The organism is Photobacterium angustum (assembly GCF_002954615.1).
GTDB classification, from domain to species: Bacteria; Pseudomonadota; Gammaproteobacteria; order Enterobacterales; family Vibrionaceae; genus Photobacterium; species Photobacterium angustum_A.
Map to the genome: position 1 here is coordinate 47,450 of NZ_MSCJ01000001.1, position 12,615 is coordinate 60,064.

At 40.0% G+C, this 12,615-nt stretch carries 8 protein-coding genes and 1 tRNA gene; 5 read left to right on the forward strand and 4 right to left on the reverse strand.

Annotation, left to right across the window (positions count from 1 at the left end; all coding sequences use genetic code 11):
* Window positions 1–9: 9 nt before the first annotated feature.
* The 5 genes from BTO08_RS00220 to ilvN all read left to right on the forward strand — a co-directional run bounded on the left by BTO08_RS00220 (window position 10) and on the right by ilvN (window position 7,121).
* Entirely contained in the window at window positions 10–1,128 is a 1,119-nt protein-coding gene (locus BTO08_RS00220; protein ID WP_105059432.1) for an MJ1255/VC2487 family glycosyltransferase, read from the forward strand.
* 323 nt (window positions 1,129–1,451) lie between these two features.
* Window positions 1,452–2,408 (forward strand): transcriptional regulator LeuO, encoded by a 957-nt coding sequence (gene leuO, locus BTO08_RS00225; protein ID WP_105059433.1) that lies wholly within the window; start codon window positions 1,452–1,454, stop codon window positions 2,406–2,408.
* Between the two features lie 347 nt (window positions 2,409–2,755).
* A complete protein-coding gene (locus tag BTO08_RS00230; RefSeq protein ID WP_105059434.1) occupies window positions 2,756–4,579 on the forward strand; it encodes an AMP-dependent synthetase/ligase in 1,824 nt (607 codons plus the stop codon).
* Window positions 4,580–4,905: 326 nt separating this feature from the next.
* Window positions 4,906–6,624 (forward strand): acetolactate synthase 3 large subunit, encoded by a 1,719-nt coding sequence (locus BTO08_RS00235; protein WP_105059435.1) that lies wholly within the window; start codon window positions 4,906–4,908, stop codon window positions 6,622–6,624.
* Window positions 6,624–7,121, forward strand: a complete 498-nt coding sequence (gene ilvN, locus BTO08_RS00240) for an acetolactate synthase small subunit (RefSeq protein WP_005369845.1) — start codon at window positions 6,624–6,626, stop codon at window positions 7,119–7,121. The genes BTO08_RS00235 and ilvN overlap by 1 nt, the downstream gene beginning before the upstream one ends.
* A gap of 321 nt (window positions 7,122–7,442) precedes the next feature.
* On the opposite strand, the gene BTO08_RS00245 is transcribed toward ilvN, so the two are convergent.
* The 4 genes from BTO08_RS00245 to rpoD form a co-directional block, all read right to left on the reverse strand.
* On the reverse strand, window positions 7,443–8,066 hold the full coding sequence (locus BTO08_RS00245) for an FCD domain-containing protein (protein ID WP_105059436.1): 624 nt from the start codon (window positions 8,064–8,066) through the stop codon (window positions 7,443–7,445).
* 363 nt (window positions 8,067–8,429) lie between these two features.
* Window positions 8,430–9,842 (reverse strand): pyruvate kinase PykF, encoded by a 1,413-nt coding sequence (pykF, locus tag BTO08_RS00250; protein WP_005369842.1) that lies wholly within the window; start codon window positions 9,840–9,842, stop codon window positions 8,430–8,432.
* A gap of 569 nt (window positions 9,843–10,411) precedes the next feature.
* Window positions 10,412–10,487 (reverse strand) — tRNA-Ile (locus BTO08_RS00255).
* A gap of 199 nt (window positions 10,488–10,686) precedes the next feature.
* Window positions 10,687–12,537, reverse strand: coding sequence for an RNA polymerase sigma factor RpoD (gene rpoD / locus BTO08_RS00260; RefSeq protein WP_045128295.1), 1,851 nt, complete (start codon window positions 12,535–12,537; stop codon window positions 10,687–10,689).
* Window positions 12,538–12,615 lie beyond the last annotated feature (78 nt).

Below are 12,615 nucleotides of genomic sequence, written 5' to 3' on the forward strand. Positions count from 1 at the left end.
GAATATACAATGAAAATACTTTATGGGATCCAAGGTACGGGTAATGGCCATATTTCTCGAGCTCGTGAAATGGCACGTGCTTTTGATGGATTAGATTGTGAGGTTGATTATTATTTTTCAGGGCGAGAAAGAGATAAGTTTTTTGATATGGCCTGTTTTGGTGATTACCAATTGGGAAAAGGGCTGACTTTCGTTACCGAACAAGGCTGTATCCAGCGATTAAAAACATGGCATCAACTTGATTTACGACAATTTCGACAAGAAGTGAAAACGTTAGATTTATCTCGTTATGATTTAGTGTTGAATGATTTTGAGCCGGTTACTGCATGGGCTGCAAAACAGCAGAAAGTACCCAGTCTCTCGTTAAGTCATCAAGCGGCTTTCCTGCATGATGTACCAAAAGCGAATGAAAGCGTATTTGATCGATTACTTACGCGTTATTTTGCTCCGACGCAATATCAAATTGGTTTGCATTGGCATCATTTTAACTGCCCAATATTACCGCCAATTATTCCTTGTTTTGATGCACCAAGCCGTCATCAACAACCTTTTATTCTGGTGTATTTACCCTTTGAATCTCTTTCTCAAATTACCGATTTACTCTCTCATTTTCAGCAAGTGAATTTTGTTTGTTATCACCCAGATATTGAGAGTAAATCACAGTGGCAAAACGTACAGTTAAAACCATTAAGTCGAGAAGGTTTCCATCACCATCTACATCACTGTAAAGGTGTCGTGGCAAACGGTGGTTTTGAGTTGCCTTCTGAGGCTATTTCTCTAGGGAAAAAGTTATTGTTAAAACCACTCCAAGGGCAATTTGAACAAAGTAGTAATGTTGCCACGTTAGCGATGATGGGGTTGGCCCATGTTACTCAATCGTTAGATGTGACGACGATGCGCGTTTGGCTTGATAGCGAGAGTGTTGGGCGGGTTAAAATCCCTGATGTTGCAAGTGAAGTTAGTAAGTGGTTACTTAATAAAGAGTGGGATGATATTGATACACTAAAAGAAGTGTTATGGCAGCAAGTAGAGTTCCCTGAATCTGTAGCTGAAGCAATGTCTGAGCATTACCCTGAAAGCCAATATATAACGGTAACACCTTCACTTATTAAATCATTGGTGAAATGAATCAATAGAAAAAGCTACTGATTATTCTTGAATTTGTTATCGTTTTTTATCTTAAAAAAATGTCTGATTTTTTATTTATATCTTTTTTTATTTATTTTATGTCAGAGTTAACATTATGATTTTTAATGTTTATATTTCTGAATATGCATTAATTCATATAAGGATCATAATCACTTATATTCTATTATTAGTCTCATCAATCTGTTTGGATAATACTGGTCTCATCCCAAATCAAGCGGGTTTAGACTAGAAGCAAGAATTAAGCTTCTAAGTTACTGAAGGCATAGGAAGTGCCGATGAACTCATAAATTTAGAGGCATAATATGACACGTAAAACAGCTTCAGTTTTCCCAGCAGAAAGTTACTCAATGGAATCAACATTACGTAGTGTTGATCTTAATTTATTAACTGTTTTTGACGCTGTAATGCAAGAGCAGAACATTACTCGCGCTGCACATAATTTAGGTATGTCACAACCTGCGGTAAGTAATGCGGTTGCACGCCTAAAAGTGATGTTTAATGATGAGCTATTTATTCGACATGGTCGCGGTATTCAACCAACGCAACGCGCAAAACAATTGTTTGGTCCACTGCGCCAAGCACTGCAATTAGTTAAGAATGAATTACCATGTTCTATCTTCAATCCAATGACTTCAACCCGTACTTTTAAGTTGGCAATTTGCAGCCCTTCAGACATGCGTTTTGCACCTCAGATTTTAAAAGAAATGCACACGCAAGCTCCCCATTTACGCCTTCAACTTGAAGCAGAATTTGAAGCAGAATTAGCACAGAAATTGCGTTATCAAGAAATTGATTTTGTGATTGATTATGTACGCTTTGACGAACAAGGTTTTTGTAGCACAGAATTATTCAGTGATGAACTTGTTGTCATCGCATCAGGAAATCACCCCCGTTTACATGACAGTATTTCTGAAGCTGAATTTAATCATGAAATGCACGCAGTATTAAAAACGATCCCTGAAGTTAAAGGTTTCGCCGATCATATTTACAATCAAGCGCACAGTTACAATGAAGCTTATCAAGGTGTGAGTTTAAGCAATATTATGTATGTGGTCGGTCAATCTGAATTAATTGCGGTAGCACCTCGTTGGTTAGCAGAATCTGTGGCAGATAACCTACACTTAAAAGTATTAGAGCTTCCCTTTGCGAATAATAAAATTAGCGGTTACCTAAGTTGGCATGAATCAACACAAAAGGATAAAGGCAATATCTGGATGCGAGATCAGCTAATGACTATTTGTGGCGATTTAACGCAATAAACCCCATGATATAAACGTGAAGGTCAGCACAATTGCTGACCTTTTTTGGTTAAAAGCTATCGATATTACAGTGGTAAGAGTTGTCTGTTGTTTCGCAATATGAATAATGCCGCGACGTGAAATAAGGTTGATTTTTTCGTTCTTCAACCATGTTATTTATAGATTCTTACACTTTTGCTTTTTGATTGAAAAGTCGTTTGATAGCCATTATTCACAAGGCGTAGAGTAGCGAGTAAGCGTTGGGAAATATAATTTTATGTGCATTATGGTTGGCTTTTTATAGGCTGAATTGTAGACTGCATATCTCGAATAAGCTTACAAGTGTAAGCTAAAAAAATAGAGTACTTATGGCACAACACGATTTTCATATTGTTCACCGCATTCGCAGTCAAGTTTCTCGCTTAGGTGATAAGCCGGCATTACGTCATCAAGTCGATGGTGAGTGGCAAGATATTAGTTGGAATTGTTTTGGTGAGCAAATTCAGCAACTGGCTTTAGCATTATTGTGCCAAGGCCTACAAGTACAAGATAAAGTTGGTATATTCGCAAACAATATGCCTCGCTGGACTGTTGCTGATTTTGCCACGTTATACAATCGTTGTATTACTGTTCCTATTTATCCAACAAGTACAGAGCAGCAAGCGGCTTATATTCTTCAAGACGCAAGTGTAAAAGTACTTTTTGTTGGCGAGCAAGCTCAAATGGATGCGGCTGTTGAAATTGCAGCACAATGTCCTCAGCTTGAACGCATCGTTGCATTGTCTGACGATGTCACGATCCCTGAACATCCATTGGCGTGTCATTATAATGAGTTTATAAAGCAAGCAAGTGGCGAGTATCAACAAGAACTTGATACTCGATTATCTGCACAACAAATGGATGATTTGGTCACACTGATTTATACCTCGGGAACAACCGGTACACCGAAAGGGGTCATGTTAGACTATGCAAATATTGCTTCTCAGATTGAAGCGCATGATCAACGTTTAGCACTAGATGAAGGTGATACGTCATTATGCTTCTTACCGTTATCACACGTCTTTGAGCGTGCATGGACGTTCTACGCACTACATCGTGGTGTCGTAAATTGCTACCTATCTGATACGAATAAATTAAAAGAAGCATTAATCACGGTGAAACCGCACTATATGTCAGCGGTTCCTCGTGTGTTTGAAAAAATTTATTCAGGTATTCACGACAAAGTCTCTCGCGCACCCTTGCACCGTAAAATGATATTTACCTGGGCGGTGAACATGGGCGCTAAGATGTCTGCTGCGCGTCAAGAATGTCGTGAGCCATCTTGGCTATTGAAGAAATCTTATGCGCTAGCTGAGAAAGTGGTGCTATCCAAACTGCAGGCCGTCCTCGGTGGCAATATTAAATTTATGCCATGTGGTGGCGCGAAATTAGATGCAGGTATCGGCCGTTTCTTCCACGCGATTGGAATTAACGTTAAATTAGGCTACGGCATGACAGAAACCACAGCGACGGTTTCTTGTTGGGATGACAGTTGTTATAACCCTGATTCGATTGGTATGCCAATGCCCGGTGCTGAGGTTAAAATTGGCGAGCAGAATGAAATTTTAGTTCGTGGTCCGATGGTTATGCGTGGCTATTACAATATGCCAGAAGAAACCGCGAAAAATTTCACTGAAGATGGCTTCTTAAAAACCGGTGATGCGGGCTATCTTGATGAGCAAGGTAACTTATTTATTACAGATCGTATTAAAGAGTTAATGAAGACTTCTGGTGGTAAATATATTGCACCGCAAGTGATTGAAGGTGCGATAGGTAAAGATCACTTTATTGAGCAGATAGCTGTCATTGCCGATACTCGTAAGTTTGTATCAGCCTTGATTGTTCCATGTTTTGAAACGCTTGAAGAACATGCGCGCGAATTAAATATCAAATACAAAGACCGTTTAGAGCTAGTTAAACATAGCCAAATTGTTGAGTTAATTGAAAAGCGTGTGGTGGAGTTACAAAAAGATTTAGCACGTTTTGAACAAGTGAAAAAATTCACCTTGTTACCTAAATCATTTTCGATGGACAAAGGCGAGTTAACGCCGACTCAAAAACTTCGTCGAAAAGTGATTCAAGATCGTTACCACAAAGAAATTGAGCATATGTATGAGGAAAGCCATAAAAAGGCGTCTCATAAAGACAAGTAATGTTTTATTTTTAATAAATTAAGGAGCCGTTATGGCTCCTTTTTTGTTTTCGCTAGTAACATATTTGGTAATAAAACTATGCAGTGGTTATTAATGTGGCTGGATGGTTTTATTTACCTGTAAAAAGTCATAAAACATCAATTTTTAAGATTTTAAAATCAAAGTCGACTTTTCCTCTAGATTCAAATGCTGCAAAAGCGTTAAAGTTGTTACAGGTAGCTGCGTATTGTTATTGCATTGCGCAGTATACATAGCATGATTTATTCATGGCGTTTATTAGGCTAAAAATAAGCCCTAACTATGTTTCATCGACCTGGAGACAAAATATGGAGATGTTGTCCGGCGCTGATATGATCGTACGTTCTATGATCGATCAAGGCGTTAAGCATATATTCGGCTACCCTGGTGGCTCTGTTCTTGATATCTACGATGCCCTTCATGAGAAAAGCGATATTGAGCATGTTCTTGTTCGTCATGAACAAGCAGCTGTTCATATGGCTGATGGCTATGCGCGTGCCACGGGTGATGTAGGCGTTGTACTGGTGACCTCTGGTCCTGGCGCAACGAATGCCATTACTGGTATTGCAACGGCTTATATGGATTCAATTCCTATGGTTGTGCTATCAGGACAAGTAATGAGTAGCTTAATTGGTAACGATGCATTCCAAGAATGTGACATGGTCGGAATTTCCCGCCCAGTTGTTAAACATAGCTTTCTTGTTACCAAACCTGAAGACATCCCTGCAATTATCAAAAAAGCCTTCTATATAGCATCTACAGGCCGTCCAGGCCCTGTTGTGGTTGATATCCCTAAAGATATGCTAAACCCCGCTGAAGCGTATCCATATCAATATCCAGAATCGATTTCATTACGTTCATATAATCCAACGACCCAAGGTCATAAAGGACAAATTAAACGTGGTGTTAAAGCACTATTATCTGCGAAAAAGCCAGTATTGTACGTCGGTGGCGGTGCCATTATGTCATCGTGTAGCGATCAATTGATTGAGCTTGCTGAGTCATTAAACATCCCTGTTGTAAATACCCTGATGGGGCTAGGGGCGTTCCCAGGTACACATAAACAGTGTTTAGGTATGTTGGGTATGCATGGCACTTATGAAGCTAATATGGCAATGCATAACGCAGATCTTATATTTGGTATTGGAGTGCGTTTTGATGATCGTACGACGAACAATTTAGAAAAGTACTGCCCTGACGCAACAATTATGCACATAGATATTGATCCCTCATCAATATCTAAAACAGTATCAGCAGATATTCCTATCGTGGGCTCGGCGGATACCGTATTAAATAACATGCTTAAGTTATTGAAAGAGCATGAAGTTAAAAATGATCAGCAAGAGATCGCGCAATGGTGGCAATCAATTGAATCGTGGCGTGAACGTGAATGTTTGAGTTATGACACTGATAGCGATCGCATTAAACCACAGCAAGTCATTGAAGTGCTTCACCGCTTAACGAATGGTGAAGCTTATGTTTCTTCTGACGTTGGTCAGCATCAAATGTTTGCCGCGCTTTATTACCCGTTTGATAAGCCTCGTCGTTGGATTAATTCTGGTGGTTTAGGCACGATGGGCTTTGGTTTGCCTGCTGCGATGGGAGTGAAGTTCGCTTTACCTGATGCTGAAGTGGTATGCGTAACTGGCGATGGCAGTATTCAGATGAATATTCAAGAGCTATCTACGGCGCTGCAATACGATATTCCAGTGAAGATCATTAACTTAAATAACCGATTCCTAGGCATGGTGAAACAGTGGCAAGATATGATATATCAAGGTCGCCATTCACATTCATATATGGATTCTGTGCCTGATTTTGCGGCTATCGCTGAAGCTTATGGTCATGTCGGTGTACGAATTTCAGATCCTAATAAATTAGAAAGTGAACTAGAGAAAGCTTTAGCACTAAAAGATAAATTAGTCTTTATTGATATCAGTGTTGATGAAACAGAACACGTCTACCCAATGCTTATCCGTGGTGGTGCAATGAATGAGATGTGGCTAAGCAAGACGGAGAGAACATAATGCGTAGAATTATTTCAGTATTACTTGAAAACCAACCGGGTGCATTATCTCGAGTGGTTGGTCTGTTTTCTCAACGTGGCTACAATATCGAATCACTCACTGTTGCGCCGACTGACGATCCAACGCTGTCTCGTTTAAACATCACGACCAATGTGAAAAATGAATCGGCTTACGAGCAAATTGAAAAACATCTTCATAAGCTTATTGATATTTTAAAGGTCAGTAATATTACTGAATCTGAGCATGTTGAACGTGAATTAATGCTCACCAAAGTTAAAGCTAGTGGTTTTGCGCGAGCAGAGGTTAAACGTACTGCTGATATTTTCCGTGGGCAGATTATTGATGTTACAAGCCAAATTTATACGATTCAATTAATCGGCACAGGTGAAAAACTTGATGCATTTCTAGCGGCAGTAGGTGAAGCGACAGAAATTATTGAAGTCGCTCGAAGCGGCGTAGTAGGCATGGCTCGAGGAGAGCGTGCGTTAAAGGCGTAATCGTATCGTGCATTATTAACAAAGCCGATTGTCGTAATAAGCAATCGGCTTTTGTTTTTTTAATGAATAAATATCGACTAACCTTTAGTAAGGAGCAGAATGCAGGGAGGCGCTTATACCATATGAGGTAAGCGATGCTGCGGCAATTTTTGGTCCGATTAACCACAGCTATTCTCGTTATTTTAGGTTTTAAAGTGAGTGCAATTTACTTTTTGTTAGTTGTATTACTGTTAAACACCCACCATAAAGAGCTCTTTGGCTGGTAAGATCAAAAAAGCTCGTTAATTGTATTAACGAGCTTTTTCTTTAGTATTTAAAAGGTTAGAGATGATTTTTTATATCATCAACCGCTCTTTCAAAGTGGGTCTGCATAATTTTCTGAGCAAGCTCTATATCACGATCAAGAACAGCTTTCATTAAGGCTTCGTGTTCCCCTTGATCGTTGTAGCGATCTTCTGCTTCTCGTGTTTTACTTACCCAAATATGACGATAACGTTTTATTTGATCGTAGATATCATTATAGATATCAAGCATTACAGGAGAGTTGGCACTGGTTAAAATAGCGGTATGAAAATCATTATGTCGTTGTTCCCATTCTGATAAATCAGTGTCATCAAGCGCTGGATCTAAGCGACTGAGTTTGTGATAAGTCGTTAAGATATTGAGTTCCCAAGCTTCGTCACCTTGTGTGATCGCGCGCGTTAATAGCTCTCGAGAGATAACATTATTAGCACTAAAAAGATCTTGTAGTTCCTCAATTGAAACAGGGGCGACCCAACACCCTTTTTGTGGTGCAAATTTAACGTACTTTTTCCATGATAATTGTACTAAGGCTTCTCTAATTGGAGATGCACCTACGTTGTATCGCTCTTTAAGATCAGCGACAACGAGCTTTTGGCCTGGGGTCAGTTTACCGAGCAAGATATCTTGTCGGATAACCTCCATAACCTGATTCGTTAAAGTCGGGCTAGACACGTCAATCCTCTTCAGCTTCTTAAATTCTCGTTATTATTATTATTGAGAATTTATCGTCTTGTTATATATGAATTTATTAGTAATTTAAGACTAAAGTATACATTGGTTTGTTTATTGCTTAAACATTTTAGGTGCTATTTGGGCATTTATAGAAGGGGTATCATATAAGTGATGGCTAACATAAGGATGTCGCATTCCCCAAAGTAAGGGTTATCACGTATTTATTGTTTAGATTAAAAGGAGCACCTTAAGGGGGAGGATGTTTAAGGTGTTAAGAGAATAAAATAAAAAAGGAGCTACTAGAGCTCCTTTTTGTACATCAGTAGGTACGAATTAAAGTACGTGTACAGATGCTGTGTTTGTAGTACCTGAAGCTACTAGAGCACCAGAAACCATAACAACGATGTCGCCTTTAGCACCAAGACCCGTTTCAAGCGCTAGCTCTTTACCGCGTAGGTAGAACGCATCAGTGCTTTCAATTGAATCAACAACAACAGGTGTAACACCTTTAGAAAGACATAGCTGAGCTGCTGTCTTAGTATTTGTTGTTACAGCAAGAATGCGTGCTGTTGGGAAGTACTTACGTACAGAGCGAGCTGACTTACCAGCTTCAGTAGCAACGATGATTAGCGGAGCGTTTAGTTTCTCAGCTGTATCTACTGCACCTTTACATACCGCTTCTGTGATACGTAGACGAGGGCTATCTAGACGAGAACCTAGCTCTGGCTTAACAACGTAATCAGTACGTGCACAGATTTGCGCCATAATAGTTACAGCTTCAATTGGGTATTTACCCTTAGCTGACTCACCAGAAAGCATTACTGCATCTGTACCATCCATGATTGCGTTAGCAACATCGCCCGCTTCTGCGCGAGTTGGACGTGGGTTCTTAATCATAGAATCAAGCATTTGAGTTGCAGTGATAACAACTTTACGTGCGCGGTTACACTTCTCGATCATCATCTTCTGAGCGAAGATTACTTCTTCTACTGGGATCTCAACACCTAGGTCACCACGAGCAACCATGATACCGTCAGATGCATCAAGAATCGCGTCGAAGTTATCAACACCTTCTTGGTTTTCGATCTTAGAGATGATTTGGATGTTTTCGCCACCGTTAGCTGTTAGAAGCGCACGGATTTCTTGTACGTCTTCAGCTTTACGGATGAAAGATGCAGCAACGAAATCAACGCCTTGCTCACAACCAAACTTAAGATCAGCTTTGTCTTTTTCAGCAAGTGCAGGAAGTTTTACAGAAACGCCAGGTAGGTTAACACCTTTGTTTTCGCCTAAGTCACCGTTGTTAAGTACTTTACACTTAACTTCAGTATCAGTTGTTTCTAACACTTCCATTTCGATTAGACCGTCGTCTACTAGGATAGTGTTACCTTTTGTTAGGTCTTTAGCAAAACCTGGGTAAGTTACTGCAACGCAGTTTTGGTTGCCTACAACTGAAGTGTCAGTTGTAAATGTAAAATCTTGACCAGCTACTAGAGAGAAGTCTTGACCGCCTTCTAGTTTGATTGTACGGATTTCAGGGCCTTTAGTATCTAACAGGATTGCTAGTTCTTTGCCTGTATTAGCCATTACTTCGCGTAGATTACGAATACGTTGACCGTGCTCTTCGAAGTCACCGTGTGAGAAGTTAAGACGCATTACGTTCATACCAGCGTTAGCTAGTTTAGTAAGCATTTCTACAGATTCAGTTTTAGGTCCAATCGTACATACGATCTTGGTCTTTTTCATTGAGGGTCTCTCCAGACGAACTTTTACCCGAGGGGAAATTATCATCATAGAACTAGTGTTCTCATCTGATTGCTGTATCACTACATCCTAAATGAGAGAATAGTTACTACGATGGTTGTAATAAAAAACTCGATAAACATTACTTTATAAAAACGTTGGCGCTTTGATAAAGTGACAGTACAAAATTTTTATTGTTACTTATCGTTGGTTAGATCTTGATACTTGCGTTAATTAATAATATCAAACAGTTTATTGGATATGAGCTTAACGAGCGCAACATTATAGCAGAACTCTTATGATTTGCACTTAGAGTTAAGAGCCTAAATCGTCTCATTGTTATGTGACGTAACGATGATGATTATGCTGAAAAATAAAAATAAAGTATTGCTATTTATCAAGACTTGAAGGGTTATTCAATATTGTCTTTAGGCTGTAACATATTCTGTTGTAGTGAATAAGTATCAAAGTAATTGATGCAATCACAATAATGGCTTTTGTGATCTGAATCTGAAAGGGTTTAGATAAAACAAAAGGCAGAGAAGGATTAACCTTTTCTGCCTTTCTATGTTTGGTGGCCCCTCCCAGACTTGAACTGGGGACCAAGCGATTATGAGTCGCCTGCTCTAACCACTGAGCTAAGGGGCCAATATGGGGCAAATTATAGGGGATGGATTTGCCCTTGTCTAGCGATTAAGGCTAGGATTTTGTTTGCTTTTTCAACAGTTAGTATTCTATTCGAGATATTTGCAGCATAAATCAAATAAGTGGCTTTGTTATTTTATTGTGCGCATTACTTTAGATACAAAAAAGCGAGCGCTAGGCTCGCTTTTTTTAATGCTTAAGTTTACTCATCGAGGAAACTGCGTAGCACATCAGAACGGCTTGGGTGGCGTAATTTACGTAACGCTTTTGCTTCAATCTGACGAATACGCTCACGCGTTACATCAAACTGTTTACCCACTTCTTCTAACGTGTGGTCAGTATTCATATCAATACCGAAACGCATACGTAGTACTTTAGCTTCACGTGGTGTTAGGCCTGCAAGTACATCGTTTGTCGCTGCACGTAGATTGGTTGCCGTTGCTGCATCCATTGGTAATTGAAGAGTAGTATCTTCAATGAAGTCACCAAGATGTGAGTCTTCATCATCACCAATTGGAGTTTCCATTGAGATTGGCTCTTTAGCAATCTTCAATACCTTACGGATCTTGTCTTCCGGCATTTGCATGCGTTCAGCCAATTCTTCTGGTAATGGTTCACGACCCATCTCCTGAAGCATCTGACGAGAGATACGGTTCAGTTTGTTGATGGTTTCAATCATATGAACAGGGATACGAATAGTACGTGCCTGATCTGCGATTGAACGTGTGATTGCCTGACGAATCCACCATGTCGCATAAGTTGAGAATTTGTAACCACGACGGTATTCAAATTTATCAACGGCTTTCATCAAACCAATGTTACCTTCTTGGATTAGATCCAAGAACTGCAGACCGCGGTTGGTGTACTTCTTCGCGATAGAAATAACCAGACGTAAGTTTGCTTCAACCATCTCTTTTTTCGCACGGCGAGCTTTTGCTTCACCGATAGACATACGACGGCTAATGTCTTTAATACGTTCGATTGAAAGACCTGTTTCTTCTTCTAGCATGCGTAGCTTAAGCGAAGAACGACGAAGATCTTCTTCGTATACTTTTAAGCGCTCAGCATAAGGTTTGCCAGAATTTAGTGCTTCATCAATCCAATCTTGGCTTGATTCGTTACCCGCAAATAAGGAAACGAATGTTTTCTTTGGCATTTTGCTGTTATCAACACACATACGCATGATAAGACGCTCGTTAGTGCGTACTTTATCCATAGAGTCACGTAGTGAGCTAACCAAACGGTCAAACTGCTTAGGGATCAGACGGAACTGCTTGAATACTTCTGATAGCTCTTCAACTGCAACTTCAGTCGTCGCATTTTGACGACCGTTTGTTTCAATTGCTAACGCCATTTTATCGTAGGCTTGGCGTAGTTCTAAGAACTTCTCGCGAGCAAGCTCTGGATCGATGCTGCCGTCATCTTCTTCTTCATCGCTATCTTCAGCGTCTTCGTCATCTTCAAGATCTTTATCTTCGTCTTCAAGATCACTTTCGCTTAGCTCTGAACCAATGTGCGTTGCTGTTGGTGCAGCCGTTGCTTCTTCGTTAGGATCAACAAAGCCTGAAATAATATCAGTTAGGCGAAGCTCATCAGCTTCAACTTTATCGAATTGCTCAAGTAAGTGAGCAATTGCGGATGGGTATTCAGCGACAGAACATTGAACTTGGTTAATACCATCTTCAATGCGTTTTGCGATATCAATTTCGCCTTCACGAGTAAGTAGTTCAACAGTACCCATCTCACGCATGTACATACGTACTGGGTCTGTCGTGCGGCCGATCTCGCTTTCTACGCTAGATAATGCTTGCGCCGCTGCTTCAATGGCGTCTTCGTCGGCATTATCTTCAGTCATCATGAGTTCATCGGCATCAGGGGCAGTTTCAACTACCTTAATACCCATGTCATTAATCATTTGAATAATGTCTTCAACCTGATCAGAATCAACAATATCTTCTGGTAGGTGGTCATTTACTTCGGCGTAGGTCAGATAGCCTTGTTCCTTGCCTTTCGCAACAAGTAACTTTAGCTGTGACTGCGGATTTTGCTCCATAGACGGTATCCAACTTCGGGTCTGAGTGATAATTTAGTATGCAGAGTTGCAAACCGTTAATTATAACAAATTTCTTAA

Excerpts from the sequence above, each read along its gene's own strand:
- ilvN (WP_005369845.1), top strand. The coding sequence starts at position 6,624 with ATGCGTAGAATTATTTCAGTATTACTTGAAAACCAACCGGGTGCATTA.
- leuO (WP_105059433.1), top strand. The coding sequence starts at position 1,452 with ATGACACGTAAAACAGCTTCAGTTTTCCCAGCAGAAAGTTACTCAATG.
- BTO08_RS00245 (WP_105059436.1), bottom strand. The coding sequence starts at position 8,066 with ATGGAGGTTATCCGACAAGATATCTTGCTCGGTAAACTGACCCCAGGC.
- rpoD (WP_045128295.1), bottom strand. The coding sequence starts at position 12,537 with ATGGAGCAAAATCCGCAGTCACAGCTAAAGTTACTTGTTGCGAAAGGC.
- BTO08_RS00220 (WP_105059432.1), top strand. The coding sequence starts at position 10 with ATGAAAATACTTTATGGGATCCAAGGTACGGGTAATGGCCATATTTCT.
- BTO08_RS00230 (WP_105059434.1), top strand. The coding sequence starts at position 2,756 with ATGGCACAACACGATTTTCATATTGTTCACCGCATTCGCAGTCAAGTT.
- BTO08_RS00235 (WP_105059435.1), top strand. The coding sequence starts at position 4,906 with ATGGAGATGTTGTCCGGCGCTGATATGATCGTACGTTCTATGATCGAT.
- pykF (WP_005369842.1), bottom strand. The coding sequence starts at position 9,842 with ATGAAAAAGACCAAGATCGTATGTACGATTGGACCTAAAACTGAATCT.